Annotated in this window: 13 protein-coding genes; 8 read left to right on the plus strand and 5 right to left on the minus strand. The window is 73.7% G+C overall.

Going from position 1 to position 14284, the window contains the following annotated elements; translation table 11 throughout:
* Nucleotides 1-50: 50 nt before the first annotated feature.
* Nucleotides 51-860, plus strand: a complete 810-nt coding sequence (locus QQX09_RS09930; RefSeq protein WP_301134389.1) for a zinc metalloprotease — start codon at nucleotides 51-53, stop codon at nucleotides 858-860.
* A gap of 15 nt (nucleotides 861-875) precedes the next feature.
* On the opposite strand, the gene QQX09_RS09935 is transcribed toward QQX09_RS09930, so the two are convergent.
* Nucleotides 876-3059: a HelD family protein gene (locus QQX09_RS09935; protein ID WP_301134105.1), complete on the minus strand. Its 2184-nt coding sequence runs from the start codon at nucleotides 3057-3059 to the stop codon at nucleotides 876-878.
* 156 nt (nucleotides 3060-3215) lie between these two features.
* Between QQX09_RS09935 and QQX09_RS09940 the strand changes: the two genes are divergently transcribed.
* Both QQX09_RS09940 and QQX09_RS09945 read left to right on the plus strand, forming a co-directional pair.
* Nucleotides 3216-4139, plus strand: coding sequence for a proteasome assembly chaperone family protein (locus tag QQX09_RS09940; RefSeq protein ID WP_301134107.1), 924 nt, complete (start codon nucleotides 3216-3218; stop codon nucleotides 4137-4139).
* A gap of 144 nt (nucleotides 4140-4283) precedes the next feature.
* Entirely contained in the window at nucleotides 4284-4487 is a 204-nt protein-coding gene (locus QQX09_RS09945) for a cold-shock protein (protein WP_062294355.1), read from the plus strand.
* 86 nt (nucleotides 4488-4573) lie between these two features.
* On the opposite strand, the gene QQX09_RS09950 is transcribed toward QQX09_RS09945, so the two are convergent.
* Nucleotides 4574-5353, minus strand: a complete 780-nt coding sequence (locus QQX09_RS09950) for a spermidine synthase (protein ID WP_301134111.1) — start codon at nucleotides 5351-5353, stop codon at nucleotides 4574-4576.
* A gap of 81 nt (nucleotides 5354-5434) precedes the next feature.
* On the opposite strand from QQX09_RS09950, the gene QQX09_RS09955 reads away from it, so the two are divergent.
* Nucleotides 5435-5800 (plus strand): SCO2097 family morphological protein, encoded by a 366-nt coding sequence (locus QQX09_RS09955; RefSeq protein WP_301134113.1) that lies wholly within the window; start codon nucleotides 5435-5437, stop codon nucleotides 5798-5800.
* A gap of 112 nt (nucleotides 5801-5912) precedes the next feature.
* On the opposite strand, the gene QQX09_RS09960 is transcribed toward QQX09_RS09955, so the two are convergent.
* From QQX09_RS09960 to QQX09_RS09970, 3 genes are read right to left on the minus strand one after another with little or no spacing between them, the layout of a single operon-like run.
* A complete protein-coding gene (locus QQX09_RS09960; protein ID WP_301134115.1) occupies nucleotides 5913-8066 on the minus strand; it encodes a transglutaminase TgpA family protein in 2154 nt (717 codons plus the stop codon).
* Complete coding sequence (locus QQX09_RS09965; protein ID WP_301134117.1) at nucleotides 8063-9319, minus strand: DUF58 domain-containing protein; 1257 nt, start codon at nucleotides 9317-9319, stop codon at nucleotides 8063-8065. Before QQX09_RS09965 ends, QQX09_RS09960 begins: the two co-directional genes overlap by 4 nt.
* Nucleotides 9316-10311: an AAA family ATPase gene (locus QQX09_RS09970; protein ID WP_301134119.1), complete on the minus strand. Its 996-nt coding sequence runs from the start codon at nucleotides 10309-10311 to the stop codon at nucleotides 9316-9318. The genes QQX09_RS09965 and QQX09_RS09970 overlap by 4 nt, the downstream gene beginning before the upstream one ends.
* A 199-nt stretch (nucleotides 10312-10510) precedes the next feature.
* Between QQX09_RS09970 and mraZ the strand changes: the two genes are divergently transcribed.
* The 4 genes from mraZ (at nucleotide 10511) to QQX09_RS09990 (ending at nucleotide 14283) form a co-directional block, all read left to right on the plus strand.
* Nucleotides 10511-10978, plus strand: coding sequence for a division/cell wall cluster transcriptional repressor MraZ (mraZ, locus tag QQX09_RS09975; protein ID WP_301134121.1), 468 nt, complete (start codon nucleotides 10511-10513; stop codon nucleotides 10976-10978).
* 112 nt (nucleotides 10979-11090) lie between these two features.
* Complete coding sequence (gene rsmH / locus QQX09_RS09980; RefSeq protein WP_301134124.1) at nucleotides 11091-12101, plus strand: 16S rRNA (cytosine(1402)-N(4))-methyltransferase RsmH; 1011 nt, start codon at nucleotides 11091-11093, stop codon at nucleotides 12099-12101.
* Nucleotides 12098-12487, plus strand: coding sequence for a cell division protein FtsL (gene ftsL / locus QQX09_RS09985; RefSeq protein WP_301134126.1), 390 nt, complete (start codon nucleotides 12098-12100; stop codon nucleotides 12485-12487). Before rsmH ends, ftsL begins: the two co-directional genes overlap by 4 nt.
* 5 nt (nucleotides 12488-12492) lie before the next feature.
* A complete protein-coding gene (locus QQX09_RS09990; RefSeq protein WP_301134128.1) occupies nucleotides 12493-14283 on the plus strand; it encodes a peptidoglycan D,D-transpeptidase FtsI family protein in 1791 nt (596 codons plus the stop codon).
* Nucleotide 14284 lies beyond the last annotated feature (1 nt).

The following is a 14284-nucleotide window of genomic DNA, read 5'->3' on the forward strand; positions in this document are numbered from 1 at the left end:
GGCCCCGCGGGCGTGCCGGCGCGGGTGCTTGGCCGTGGCAGAGTGTCTGCATGGGCTCGGCGGGCAGGACGGTGGTGGTCACCCTCGCGTGCGCCGCGCTGTTCGTGGCGGGCGCGTCGTGGCAGGGCGTGACGTGGTCGGACGTGCGCCACTGGGGCACGCCGCGCAACGTCATCGAGGCCGAGGGCGAGACGGTCCGCATCCCCGTGACGCAGGGCACCGAGCAGCGGGTCCTGCCCGAGGTCACCGTCGACACCACCGGCTCGTACGACTTCCTGTTCCCCGACGGCGGCGCGGGCGGCGGCCCCGTCCGCTACGACCCCTGCACCGTGCTGTCGTACGTGATCTCGCCGGCCGACATGCCCGACGGCTTCGACACGGTGGTCCACGAGGCCGTCGCCGACGTCTCGGAGGCCACGGGTCTCGCCTTCTCCTACGAGGGCTTCACGGACGAGCAGGCGTCCTTCGAGCGCGACCTCGTGCAGGAGCGCTACGGCGATCGCTTCGCGCCCATCGTCATCGGCTTCCAGAGCGAGGCGGACAACGCCGACCTCGAGGGCACCGTCACGGGCCTCGGCGGCTCGAGCGCGGTGCCGGGTGCGTACGGGCCCGAGCGCTACCTCCGCTCCGGAGTGGTCATCATCGACTGGGAGGACGTCGCACGGATCCGTGTGGACGGCGCGGGCGACGATCTCTCCCGTGCCGTCGTCGAGCACGAGCTGGGCCACGTGGTCGGGCTCGCGCACGTCGGCGACAAGGACGAGCTCATGCACGAATCGAACCTCAGCCTCATCGACTGGGGCCCGGGCGACCTCGCCGGGCTCGCGCTCGCGGGCGCGGGGGAGTGCGAGGCCCGGTAGGGACGATGCGCCGCCCTACAGGGCGAGCCCCTGCGGCAGCGGCTCCGCGTGCACGACCTCGAGCCGGCGCGTGGGACGCGTGAGCGCGACGTACAGGTCGCCGGGCCGCTCCGCGATCTCCGCGGGCTCGACCACGACGGCCACGTCGAACTCGAGGCCCTTGGACTCGCGCGCCGTGTAGACGTCGATCGCCGGGGTGCCGAGCGCCTTCCGCAGGGCACCGTGGAGGCGCGGCGGCGCGATGACGGCCACGAGGCCCCCGTCGCCGCCGGCGAAAGCGTCGGCGTGGCGGTGCGCGATGCCCGCGGCGGTCGCGATCGGGTCGCGGTGCCGCGTCGACGCCGTCGCGTCGTCGAGCTCGCGCGCCGCGCGCAGCTCGCTCACCGGCAGGCGCGCCGCGCGCGCGTACGTCTGCGCCGCATCGGCCACCGCGGCGGGGATGCGGTACGAGATGGTGAGCTCGCGCAGCTCCCAGCCGGTCTGGAACAGCGGGTCCATGGTCTCCGGCCACCAGCGCGTGCCCGCGACGGAGGTGGTCTGGGCGACGTCGCCCACGATCGTGAACGAGCGCGTGGGGCAGCGGCGCATCAGCATGCGCCAGGCCATGGGGCTGAGCTCCTGGGCCTCGTCGACGACCACATGGCCGTACGTCCACGTGCGGTCGCTGCGCGCCCGCTCCGCCACGGACAGGCGGGCCGTGCCGCCCTTCATCCGGGCGGCGAGCGCCTCCGCGGTGACCATGCCGCCGTCGCCGAAGGTGTCGAGCACGTCCTTCGCGTACTGGATCTCCTCGTCCGACGGCTCGTCGGGCCGACGCCCGCGCCCGCCGGGCATCTCGCCGAGCAGCTCGGCGGCCTCGTCGAGCAGCGGCACGTCCGCCTCGGTGAACGGGGCCGCGGAGGGCCGCAGCAGGAGGTCGCGCTCGTGCTCGGGGAGCATGCGCGCCGCGTGGTCGAGCAGGTGCGGCTTGGAGAACAGGTCGCGCAGCAGCTGCTGCGGCGTGATCGGCAGCCAGCACAGGTTGATGGCGATGCGCACGTTGCGGTCGTCGCGCACGTCCCGCTCGAGCTCGATGCGGTCCTCGTCCGAGTACACCTCGAGCTGCTCGACGAGCTGCTTGGTGAGGCGCCCGATCATGTCCTTGGCGAACGAGGCGCGCGCCTCGTTGTGGGGGCGGCCCTCGCGGCGCGCCCTGCCCTGGGCGTCCTTGACGTCGGAGCGCTTGATCACGACCGTGCGGCCGTCGATGCGGATCTCCTTGTCGGCGCGCGGGACGCGCTGGCGCTCGCGCACCGCGGCCTTGATCACGTCCGACATGAGGGTGCGGCCCTTGATCTCGGCGGAGCCGTCGGGCTCCACCGCGGTGACGTCGACACCGGGGACGAGCCCCGCGAGGGTGGTCGACACGGCGCCGGTCTCGCCCAGCGAGGGCAGCACGTGGTCGATGTACCGCAGGAACGTCCTGGACGGGCCGATGAGGAGCACGCCGCGCGACTCGAGCTGCTCGCGGTGGTGGTAGAGCAGGTAGGCGGCGCGGTGGAGCGCGACCGCGGTCTTGCCGGATCCGGGTCCGCCCTGCACGACGAGCGCGCCGGTCATGGGCGCGCGGATGACGGCGTCCTGCTCGGCCTGGATGGTCGCGACGATGTCGCCCATGCGTCCCGTGCGGCGGGCGCCGAGCGCGGCGAGCAGCGCGCCCTCGCCGGCGAGCGCCTCGTCGGCGCCCATCTCGCGCAGCGCGTCGACGTCGAGCACGTCGTCCTCGACCGCCGTGACGCGGCGGCCCTGAGTGGTGAGGTGGCGGCGGTTGACGACGGGACCGGGGTTCGCGGCGGTGGCCGAGTAGAAGGCGCGCGCGGCGGGCGCGCGCCAGTCGGTGAGCAGCGGCACGTGCTCGGCGTCGGACAGGCCGATGCGTCCCACGTAGAAGCGGTCGCCGTCGCGCAGGTCGAGGCGGCCGAAGCACAGGCGGTCCTCGACCGCGTCGAGCTGCGCGATGCGGTCCTCGTACAGCGTCGCGAACGCGTCGCGCTCCGAGCGGTTCTGCGGCGAGCCCGAGGGGCCCTCCTTGCGGATCGCGCCGAGACGGTCGTCCGCCTCGCCGCGCAGCTCGTCGAGGCGTGTATAGAGGCCGTCCACGACCTCCTGCTCGGCCGCGAGGCCGCTCCGCTCGGCCGTCAGTCCGCGCTCGTTCGCCATCGGCATTCCCTCCGCACACCCTGGGTCGACTTCAACAGGGCAGTCCCTCATTATCGCGCGTCCCGGCGCCTGCTGGAAGCACCCTCGCCGCATGAGGGTTTCGCGGAGGGCGAGAACGGCAGACGCGGGCGGGCGTCGGTGGAAGGATGGATGATCATGGAACGACCGCTGCTGAGCTGGGACCCGGACGGCGTCCAGGCGTGGGCCGACGTCGCACCGGAGCACGGCTCCGTGCTGGTCCACTCCCTGAGGGGCTTCATCGACGCGGGGCGTGCGGGCGCGCTCGTCGCGGACCACATCCTCGAGATCGGCGACCCGCAGCGCATCGCGACCTTCGACATCGACCAGCTGCTCGACTACCGCTCCCGGCGTCCCGAGATGACGTTCTCGGTGAACCAGTGGACGGCGTACGACGAGCCGCACCTCGCGCTCGACCTCGTCCACGACCAGGAGGGGTCGCACTTCCTGCTGCTGCACGGCTTCGAGCCCGACATCCAGTGGGAGAGGTACATCTCGACCGTGCGGGAGGCCGTGGACCGGCTCGGCGTGGGCCTCACCCTCGGCTCCCACGGGATCCCCATGGCGGTGCCGCACACGCGCCCGCTCACCGTGACCATCCACGGCACGGACCCCGACCTGCTGCCGGACTCTGCCTCGATGTTCGGCACCGTCACGGTGCCTGCCTCGGCGCAGAACCTGCTCGAGTACCGCTTCGGACAGTGGGGGCTGCCTGCCGTCAACGTCGCGGTGCATGTGCCGCACTACCTCGCGCAGTCCTCGTACCCGCAGGCCGCGCAGCGCGCGCTCGAGGGCCTGGAGGACCTGTCGGGGCTCGACCTGGACCCGGCGTCCCTCGACGACGCGGCCGCGATCGCGTCCGAGGAGATCGACCGCCAGCTCGCCGAGAGCGAGGAGGTCCAGGCGCTGGTCGAGGCGCTCGAGAACCAGTACGACGCGTTCCACGAGGCACGCGGTCGCGGCCTCGAGGTCGAGGGCGGGCTGCCCTCCGCGGACGAGATCGCCGCGGAGTTCGAGAAGTTCCTCGCGCAAGAGCGCAGGGATCCCCCCACTCAGCCCTGATTTCTGCCACACTTGGCGCGGTTGCAAGAACGTAGTGTGCAGGAACCTGTCTCACCTGGGTCGGGGAGTGGCATTGCGGCGACAAGGTGGGGCACGGGGTCCCGCCTTCCCGTCCTCCGGGCAAGAAGGTAAGGAATGACAGGCATGGCACAGGGCTCTGTGAAGTGGTTCAACGCCGAGAAGGGTTACGGCTTCATCGCGCAGGACGGCGGCGGCGCCGACGTCTTCGTCCACTACTCGGCGATCGAGACCGACGGCTACCGCAGCCTCGAGGAGGCGCAGCGCGTCGAGTTCGAGGTCACCAACGGCCCCAAGGGCCCGCAGGCGGAGAAGGTTCGCCCGCTCTAAGGCGTCGACACGTCGGACGGCCGTCGTCCCCTCCGGGGGGCGGCGGCCGTCGGCGTTCCCGGGGACGATGCGCGGGAGGCCGCGCGTCAGCCCGCCCAGTCCGCGGAGACGCCGGTGGGCAGGGGCGCGGATGCGGCGTAACGGCGCAGCGGATCCGCGTCGAGCGTTCCACCGCGGACCGCCGCGATGACGACGTTGCCGCGACGCCGGCCCTTGAGGACCGCATGCTCGCCGATCGCGACGACGTCGCCGAGCGCCGCACGTGCCGCGGCGACGTCCGCCGCCGCCGTACGGTCGCCCGGGCGAGTGCCGACGTTGGCGAGCGCGAGGCCGCCCGGCCGGAGCGCCCGCGCCGCCTGCGTCCACCACTCGGAGGAGGCGAGCGCCGGCGGCGTCGAGTCGCCCGCGAACGCGTCGCGGACCACGAGGTCGAGGCTCTCGTCCCGCCGCGTCGCCACGGCCTCGAATCCGTCCTGGGCGCGGATGCGCAGGCGCGGTGCGCGGGGGAGGTCCCACCAGGTCCGGACCAGCTCGGGGAGCGTCGCGTCGACGTCCACGGCGATGTGGCCCGAGTCCGGGAAGCGATGCGCGAGGTGGCGCGGGAAGGCGCACGCGGCCGCGCCGACGTGCAGCGCGAGCATGCGCGGCGGCGGCCCCCACGCGTCGACCGCGGCGGACAGGTGACGCATGTACTCGAAGGCCAGCGACTCGGGGTCGAGGTCGAGCGGGGAGCTGGGAACTCCGTTGACCCACAGGAACGTTGTCCCATCGGGTTCGTCGCGCAGCTCCGCGACGCCCGTCGCGATGGCGAACTCGACGCCGCGGGGCACGTCCGGGGCGACGCGGGCGGTCCGGTGGCGAGGCATTGCCTCACCCTAGACGCTCGTCTGGTCTGCGGGACGCGCGACGGATAGACTTGAGAACACCGTGCAGGGAAGGAGGGCGAGATGCCGCTGTCGGAATACGAGCAGCGCGTGCTCGAGCAGCTCGAGAGGGATCTCGGCTCGGACGCGAAGCTCGGCTCGGCGATGGCGAGGGCGTCGAGGCCCCGCGGTCGCTACATCTGGGCCGGCGTCGGCGTGGTCGCCGGCCTTGCCATCGTGGTCACCGGTGCGGTGAGCCAGCTCATCGTCGTGGGCGTCGCGGGCTTCGCCGTCATGCTCGCCGCCGCGGTGTGGGCTCTGCTGACGCCCCGGCCCTCGGCCGGACGCACGGCGGGCGCGGCTCCCGCGCGTCGCCGCAAGGCCGACAAGAGCTTCATGACGCGGATGGAGGAGCGCTTCGAGCGCCGCCGCGAGCAAGGCGACATCTAGCCTCCGCAGTTCCGTTGCCGGAACTGCGTAGCGCAGACTGCAGCACGGCCGAGGCCGTGCTGCAGTCGCATGTCAGGTCGGGGCCGTGATCCGTTCCCGGTGACGTCCCGGTTCAGCCGCGGGCCTTCTCGCCCCGTTCGGCCTCCTTCGCCGCGTGCGTGACGTCGTCGACCCAGCGCGACAGCGCCTCGGCGTCGACGGCGCGGCTCGTGGGCGCGTAGCGCGCGTCCTCCACCGCGGCCCGCAGGCTCGCGAGCGACGCGCGCGCCGCGTCGCCCAGGTCGGGCCCCTCGCTCACGATCCATCGCTCGGTCTCGGCGGGGGTGAGCGTCTCGTCGCCCGCGCGCACGCCCAGGCGCCGGCGCATCGTCGCCCATGCCGACTCGGCATCCGTCACCGCCGACGCCCTCGCGCGCCCGCGCGCCCACAGCGCGGCGCCGCCTCCCGCGGCCGCCAGCGCGAGCACCACCACGGTGATCCAGGGGAAGCCGGCGGAGCCGTCCTCGGTGGGAGCCTCCGCGCCGACCGTCGGCTCCGGGACGGGGGCGCGCGACGGCACCGCCGTCGGCCGCTCGGTGGCGAACGGCTGCTCGGGCTCGTTCTCCGGGGTGTCCTGCGGCGTGTACGCGGGCCGGTCGCCGGTCTGGACCGCGGGCGTGGGCTCGAAACGGACCCAGCCGTGGCCGGGGAAGTAGAGCTCGGGCCACGCGTGGGCGTCGCGGCCGCGCACGACGTACTCGTCCCCGTCGGCGGTGCCGCCGAGGTAGCCGATCGCCATGCGTGCGGGGATGTCGAGGGTGCGTGCCATCACCACCATCGCGGTCGCGAACTGGACGCAGTAGCCGTTGCCGTCCGCGAGGAACGTCGACACCGCGTCGCCGGTGGTCTGCGCGACGTCGGTGCTGTAGGTGAAGTTGGGGCCGCGGAAGTAGTCCTGGAGGGCGACCGCCTGCTCGTACCGGCCGGTGGCCGAGCCGGTCACCGCCTGGGCGACCTGGCGCACCTTGTCGATGTCGATGCGCTCGTTGAGGTCGAGGTAGCGGGCCGGCACCGCGGAGTCGCCGCCGGCGGCGACGAGCGCGTCGGCGGCGCGAAGCGTCTCCTCGGTGTGGAAGTCCACCGCCAGCCGGACGGTGTACCGCAGGTCGGTGGTGCCCTCCGGGCGATCGATCAGCACCTCGTCGGTCGACGCGTCGTAGCGCCACTCGCTGCCGGCCGCGAGGGTGCGCGGGACGGCCGGCACGAACACGCGGGACTCGGCGCTGGCGCCGAACCGGATCGCGAGGGTCCCAGGCTCGGCGATGAGCGGGCTGCCCGTGTCCTCGGGCCACAGCACGCCCGTCGCGGGCGCGGTGTCGCCGACGGGGTCGCGGTCCCAGCTCGTGCCGTCGAACGTCCCGAACGAGTATGCGCGCAGCACGTCCATGCGTCCCGAGTCCGACGTGTAGGTGAGCACGGGCTCGGCGGACTGCTCCGTGAGCGAGTTGCGCAGGTCGATCTCGAGGTCGAGCCGCGAGTTCCCGCCGAGCGAGGCAGGCAGCGTGAGCCGAGGCATCGCGCCCCATCCCGGCCCGCCGATCGCGAGCGGCGCCGCGACGAGCGCGACGAGCAGCGTGGCGGCCGTGGCGGCGAGGGCGGCGCCCGGGGCCGCGGGCGACGCCCCGTCCCGTGCACGCGCTCGCCACGTCCCCCGATCGCTGCGCCGCGACAGCGCGATCACGGCGAGCCACGCGCCCAGCGCGCCCGCGAGCGCGAGTGTGGGCACGCGGCGCTCGAGCGTGAGGGCGGGCAGCCACGGCGCGAGGAGCAGGAAGCCGGACGATGCGGCGAAGCCCGCGCCGACCGCCAGCGCGTCGACCGCGAGGAACAGCGCGACGACGGCGAGCGTGATCGCGCCGGCCAGCGAGGCCTCGACCTCCGCGGGCGCCACGCTCGTCTGGGCGTACCAGTACGCGCGCTCCGCGACCACCCGCAGCCCGTCGAGGGTCTCGCCCCGGGGGAGCCACGTGGTGCCGCCGTCCGGTCCGGGCACGTAGGCGACGACGATGAGCCACGCGCCGGCGAGCGCGCCCGCGACGCTCGGGAGGAAGGGCCTGCCGGTCGCGAGCCGCGCGAGGACGACGACCGCGGCCGTCGCGCCCAGCACCGCGCCGGTGGGACGCAGCCAGTCGCCGAAGACGACGAGGCCCGACAGCCCGCCCACCCCCAGCCCCGCAGCGATCGCGATGAGGGGGGTGGCGAGGAGCCGCCAGCGGCCGCCGTTCACGCGTCCTCCTCCGCGAGCAGGCGCGCCCAGGCCTCCTCGAGCGGCTCGGGCTCGAGGGTCATGGCGGCGCGCCAGCCGGTGGCGCGCAGGGACTCGACGGTGCGCTCGGCCCGCGCCCGTGCCGCGAGCGGCGCGCGCACGAGCGCCCACGCGCGTCCCGACTCGCCCAGCGGTGCGAGCGCGCGCAGCGCGACGGGGCCCGAGGGCTCGATCACCGCGACCACCACGTCCTGGTGCCCGGGATCGAGGCGGGCGGCCCCGGCCGCGATGAGCCGGTCCGCCTCGGCGGTGTCGTGCGTGGGGGAGAGGTCGACGGTCGCATCGAGGATGGTTGCGCGGGCGGACTCGGCGGCGCGTCCGTGCGTGTCCTGCACGACGGTCTCGAGCGTGCCCGCGACGAGCTTCACCGGGTGGCCGGCCTCGACCACCGACAGCGCGACCGATGCGGCGGCGGTGATGGCCCACTCGAGCCCGGTCTGCGCCGGCGGCAGGCCGAGCAGGACGGTCGCGGCGGTGCGCCCCTGCTGCTCCTCGGAGCGCACCAGCAGCGTCCCGCGGCGGGCGGAGGACGCCCAGTGCACGCGGCGGAGGTCGTCGCCGTCGCGATAGTCGCGTAGCGAGGCGTCGTCGGCGGCGGGGGTGCGTGCGCCGGCATGCGCGCGGTCGGCGGTACCCATGAGCTCGCCCGCGCTCGCGGCGAGGTCGACGACGACCGGCCACACGGCGACCTCGAGCGATCCGCCCACCGCACGGTCGGACCACGCGAGCCCGAACGGGTCCGCGGTGCGTGCCAGCGCGGGACCCAGGAGCCACCGCCCGCGCCGGGTCGGGGAGAGGCGGTAGCGCAGCTCGACCGAGCCGGGACGCCGCGCGATCGCCGCACGCGTGCCCGCGCCTCCCGTGAGCTCGGCGGCCGCCTGCTCGCGCAGACGGAGGCCGCGCGCGAGGGCGCCGCGCGCCGCGACGCGCACCACCACGTCCCCGGGGGTGCCGGCGCTGAGCGTCGCCGGGGTCACGCTGCGGGTGACCGCGTCGACCCGGGCGCGGGTCGCGAGCACCTGGGCGAGGATCCACGCGGCGGCCACACCCACGGCGGCGACCACGGTCGCGCCGATGAGCACGAGCGGGGCCGAGGCGAAGCCGATGCCGACGAGCAGCAGCGCGCCGCCGCCCGCGGCGAGCCCGACCCCGCGCGGGGTCACGACGGTCTCGGCGCCCTCCGCGCGGCGCTCGGGAGCCGGTCCGCGCCTCATCCCCGCGACAGCGCCTCGGGGGCGCGTGCCGCGGGCACCGCGACGCGCGCGAGGATGTCGTGGATGACCGCCTCCGCCGAGCGGCCCGCCGCACGCGCCTGCGCGGCGGGGATGACGCGGTGCGCGAGCACCGGCGCGGCGAGCGCCTTGACGTCGTCGGGCAGCACGTGGTCGCGGCCGGCCATCGCGGCTCGCGCCTTCGCGGCGGCGAGCAGCTGGAGGCTCGAGCGCGGGGACGCGCCGAGGCGCAGGTCCGCGCTGCCGCGCGTGCCGCGCACCACGTCGACGAGGTACTGCTTGACCGCGGGCGAGGCGTAGATGCCCCGCACGGTCGCGATCGCGCGCTCGAGGTCGGCCGCCGTCGCGACGGGCCGCACCTCGGCGAGCGGGTCGTGGCCGTCGTGCGCGTCGAGCATGGCGATCTCGTCGCCGGGGCTGGGGTAGCCGACCGCGATCCTCGTCATGAAGCGGTCGCGCTGCGCCTCGGGCAGGGGATAGGTGCCCTCCATGTCGATCGGATTCTGCGTGGCCACGACGAGGAAGGGGCTGGGCAGCGGGCGCGTCTCCCCGTCGACCGTGACGGCCTTCTCCTGCATCGACTCGAGCAACGCGGCCTGGGTCTTGGGCGAGGCGCGGTTGATCTCGTCGGCGACGACGATGTTCGCGAAGACCGGACCCGGGCGGAACTCGAAGCGGTGCTCGTCGCCGCGGAACACGCTCACGCCGGTGACGTCCGACGGCAGCAGGTCCGGCGTGAACTGGATGCGGCCGACCGTGGTGTCGAGCGCGCGTCCGAGGGCGCGCGCGAGCGTCGTCTTGCCGACCCCGGGGACGTCCTCGAGGAGCAGGTGGCCCTCGGCGAGGATCGTCGCGAGCGTCGCGTCCACCGCATCGTCCAGGCCGGACAGCACCGTGTGCAGCTGCTCGCGCACGCGGCGGGCGAGGTCGGCGACCTCGGCGAGCTGCGCGGCGGTCGGGACGGTCGTCGTCATGGTTCCCCTCTCCCTTGCTCCGAGCCTAGTTGAGCAGAATGCGCCGTGGGGAGGCAATTTCCCTCCACCACACTCCACCCGATCTACCTGGCTTTTTATGTGAACTCAGCAAGTTTTCTGCGCAATTCCCGAGACAGGTGGAGAGAAGTGGAGTAAAGTGGAGGCACTGGGAGGGACGGGGAGCCTGAGGGGAGGGCCGATGTCTGAGACCACGACGTTCGGGCTTGGCCCCACGGGCGTGTTCCTCGGCACGTTCACGCCCCGCCTCGATGACAAGGGGCGGCTCATCCTCCCGGCGAAGTTCCGCGGCCGCCTGTCGTCAGGGCTGGTCGCAACCCGCGGTCTCGACCGCTGCGTGTTCCTCTTCCCGCTGGACGAGTTCGCGCACATCCACGACCGGCTGCGCCGCGCGCCGCTCGAGAACAAGGCGGCGCGGGACTACCTGCGCAGCTTCCTCGGGCACGCGAGCGACGACATCCCCGACAAGCAGGGCCGGATCCTGCTGTCGCAGCCGTTGCGCCGCTACGCGGGGCTGGAGCGCGAGGTGGCCGTGGTGGGCATGGGTTCGCGTGTCGAGGTCTGGGACGCGGAGCGGTGGGAGCAGTACCTCGAGGCCGGCGAGGACGCGTATGCGGAGACGGCGGCGGAGATCTTCGACGACATGTAGTGAGAGCGCGTGCCCTGTGGCCTCCTCCCGGATCGCTCTGGCGGACTTCCCCCCGCCAGAGGAGCTCGGAGGGAGACCACGGGGCACGGGCCGGACCCGGTGAGGAGGGTCGATGGGCGAGCAGGAGCACGATGCGCGGGACGCCGCGGCGTCGCGGCACACGCCGGTGATGCTCGAGCGCTGCGTCGACCTCCTGGCGCCCGCGCTCGACCACGAGGGCGCCGTCGCGATCGACGGCACGCTCGGCATGGGCGGCCACACCGAGGGCATCCTCGAGCGCTGCCCGCAGGCCCGCGTCGTCGGCATCGACCGCGACCCGAACGCGATCGCGCTCGCGAGCGCGCGGCTCGCGCGCTTCGGCGACCGCTTCATCGCCCACCACGCGGAGTACGACGACATCGCCGGCGCGCTCGCGGCCGCGGGCGCCGACCACGCGGACGGCATCCTGCTCGACCTCGGGGTCAGCTCGCTGCAGATCGACGACGCGGAGCGCGGCTTCTCGTACGCGCAGGACGCGCCCCTCGACATGCGGATGAACCCCGAGGACCCGGTGTCCGCGGCAGACCTCCTGCGCGACGCCGACGAGCGCGAGCTCACGCGCATCCTCCGCGAGTACGGCGAGGAGCGCTTCGCCTCCAAGATCGCCCGGTCCATCGTGCGCCGCCGCGAGACCGCCCCCATCACCCGCTCGGCCGAGCTCGTCGACCTCGTGCGCGCCTGCATCCCCGCCGCGACCCGCTCGCCCGGCGGCGGCAACCCGGCCAAGCGCACCTTCCAGGGGCTGCGGATCGCGGTCAACCGCGAGCTCGAGGTGCTCGAGCGCGCGATCCCCGCCGCGATCGAGGGCGTGGGCGTCGGCGGCCGCGTGGTCGTGGAGTCGTACCACTCGCTCGAGGACCGCATCGTCAAGCGCGCGTTCGCCGCCGGGGCCGAGTCCCAGGCGCCGCCCGGGCTGCCGGTGGTCCCCGAGGCCGACCAGCCCTACCTGCGCCTCCTCACCCGCGGCGCCGAGAAGGCGTCCGCCGAGGAGGCCGAGGCCAACCCCCGCTCCAAGCCCGTCCGGCTGCGCGCAGCCGAGCGGCTCCGTCCCACCCCGCCCGAGCGCCTGAGGAGGCTCGCATGAGCGCCGCACCCGTGCGTCAGCAGCGTGCCCACGCCCCCCGGCCGGAGGCGGCGCCCCGGCGCCACCTGCGTGCGGTCGCGGCCCCCGAGACGGCGCGCTCGCTCGTGCCGTTCGCCATCGCGTGCGTCGGCGTGGTGCTCGCGGCGCTCGCCGCGGTGCTCCTCATCAACACGACGATGGCGGAGGGCGCCTACGAGCGCCGCGACCTCAAGATCCAGATCAGGGACCTGCACGTCCAGCAGGCCGCCCTGCAGGAGACGCTCGACACGAACGCCTCTCCGGAGGAGCTCGCCCGACGCGCATCGGTGCTCGGCATGGCTCCCGCCTCGGCCCTCGGCTTCGTGTCACTATCGGACGGCATCGTCCTCGAGACAGGGAAGAAGTAGACCGCATGCCTTCGCCCCGCGCGCCCCGCCTGGCGGACCCGCGGCTGCGACAGCGGATCATCACGGGCGTCCTGCTCGCCGTGCTGGTCGTGTTCGCGGCCCGGCTGGTGATGATCCAGGCGGTCAACTCGCAGTCGATCGCGTCCGACGCGCTGTCGCAGCGCCTCGTCACCAAGGAGCTCACCGTCCCGCGCGCCGACATCGTCGACCGCAACGGGGTGGTGCTCGCCACCTCGGTGGAGCGCTACAACGTGGGCGTCAACCAGCAGAAGATCAAGGAGTTCGTGCGCACCGAGGACGGCGAGGTGGTCGCCTCGGGGCCCGCAGGGGCCGCCGAGATCCTCGCACCGCTGCTCGACGCCGATGCCGCCGAGCTGGGTGCCAAGATGATCGGCGACAGCACGTTCGCGTACCTGGTCAAGGACATCTCGCCCGAGACGTGGGAGCTCATCGCCGCGGAGAAGATCCTCGGCATCGAGCCCGAGCAGGTCTCCAAGCGCGTCTATCCCAACGGCACGCTGGCGGGCAACGTCGTCGGCTTCATGGGTGGCTCGGCGGAGGGCACGGGCACAGTGGGCCTCACCGGCGTCGAGGCGGCGTACGAGGACGAGCTCGAGGGCGAGTCCGGCTCGCTCACGTACGAGCGCGACTCGACCGGCGCGTACCTCATCCCCACCGGCGTCCAGGAGGAGACCGCCGCGGTGCCCGGCCAGGACGTGGTCCTCACGATCGACCGCGACATCCAGTGGTACGCCCAGCAGCGCGCCCAGGAGGCGATCTCCGCGACCGGCGCCAGCCAGGCCACCGTGGTGGTCCAGGACACGCAGACGGGGGAGATCCTCGCGCTCGTAGACTCGGACAGCGTCGACCCGAACGATCCCGGCGCCTCGGAGGCCGACGACCGCGGCGCGCGGTCCGTGTCGACCGTGTTCGAGCCGGGCTCGACCGCCAAGGTGATCACCATGGCCGCCGCGATCGAGGAGGGCATCGCGACGCCGCTGACCCAGTTCAAGGCGCCGTACAAGTACACGACCGAGAACGACCAGACCTTCACGGACTCGCACGAGCACGAGACGCAGAAGCTCACGCTGTCGGGCATCCTCGCGACGTCGTCCAACACCGGCACCGTCCAGGTGGGCGAGATGATGACCTCGGAGACCCGCTGGAAGTACCTCAGGAAGTTCGGCTTCGGGCAGACCACCGGCGTGGGGCTCAACGCCGAGTCCGCCGGCATCCTGGCCGGCTGGGAGGACTGGGACGGCCGCCAGAAGTGGACCACCACGTTCGGTCAGGGCCTCGCGGTGACCGCGCTGCAGACCAGCCAGGTCTTCTCGATCATCGCCAACGACGGGCTCAAGGTGCAGCCCACCGTCGTCAAGGGCTACCAGGACGAGGACGGCACGTTCACGGCGCGCGAGACCGAGGAGCCGAAGCGCGTCGTGTCGAAGTCCACCGCGACCCAGGTGCTGACGATGCTCGAGGACGTCACGCAGGACGGCGGCACCGGCGTGCTCGCACGCATCGACGGCTACCGCGTCGCGGGCAAGACCGGAACCGCCCAGGCCGCGGGCGCCGACGGCCGCCTCACGTCCATCGTCGCGTCCTTCGTCGGCATCGCGCCGGCGGACGATCCGCGTATCGTCGTGTCCGTCATCCTCCTCGACCCGAAGACCGAGATCTGGGGCGGCACCACCGCCGCCCCCGTCTTCAAGGATGTGGCAACCTTTGCGTTGCAGTCCCTGCGGGTGCCGCCGTCCGCGTCGGAGCCCACGCTGTACCCGACCACCTGGAAGTGAG

This window comes from Demequina litoralis (genome assembly GCF_030418455.1).
Lineage (GTDB): Bacteria > Actinomycetota > Actinomycetes > Actinomycetales > Demequinaceae > Demequina > Demequina litoralis.

Excerpts from the sequence above, each read along its gene's own strand:
- QQX09_RS09930 (WP_301134389.1), top strand. The coding sequence starts at position 51 with ATGGGCTCGGCGGGCAGGACGGTGGTGGTCACCCTCGCGTGCGCCGCG.
- QQX09_RS09940 (WP_301134107.1), top strand. The coding sequence starts at position 3,216 with ATGGAACGACCGCTGCTGAGCTGGGACCCGGACGGCGTCCAGGCGTGG.
- QQX09_RS09950 (WP_301134111.1), bottom strand. The coding sequence starts at position 5,353 with ATGCCTCGCCACCGGACCGCCCGCGTCGCCCCGGACGTGCCCCGCGGC.
- QQX09_RS09945 (WP_062294355.1), top strand. The coding sequence starts at position 4,284 with ATGGCACAGGGCTCTGTGAAGTGGTTCAACGCCGAGAAGGGTTACGGC.
- mraZ (WP_301134121.1), top strand. The coding sequence starts at position 10,511 with ATGTCTGAGACCACGACGTTCGGGCTTGGCCCCACGGGCGTGTTCCTC.
- QQX09_RS09965 (WP_301134117.1), bottom strand. The coding sequence starts at position 9,319 with ATGAGGCGCGGACCGGCTCCCGAGCGCCGCGCGGAGGGCGCCGAGACC.
- ftsL (WP_301134126.1), top strand. The coding sequence starts at position 12,098 with ATGAGCGCCGCACCCGTGCGTCAGCAGCGTGCCCACGCCCCCCGGCCG.
- QQX09_RS09970 (WP_301134119.1), bottom strand. The coding sequence starts at position 10,311 with ATGACGACGACCGTCCCGACCGCCGCGCAGCTCGCCGAGGTCGCCGAC.
- QQX09_RS09935 (WP_301134105.1), bottom strand. The coding sequence starts at position 3,059 with ATGGCGAACGAGCGCGGACTGACGGCCGAGCGGAGCGGCCTCGCGGCC.
- QQX09_RS09955 (WP_301134113.1), top strand. The coding sequence starts at position 5,435 with ATGCCGCTGTCGGAATACGAGCAGCGCGTGCTCGAGCAGCTCGAGAGG.
- rsmH (WP_301134124.1), top strand. The coding sequence starts at position 11,091 with ATGGGCGAGCAGGAGCACGATGCGCGGGACGCCGCGGCGTCGCGGCAC.
- QQX09_RS09990 (WP_301134128.1), top strand. The coding sequence starts at position 12,493 with ATGCCTTCGCCCCGCGCGCCCCGCCTGGCGGACCCGCGGCTGCGACAG.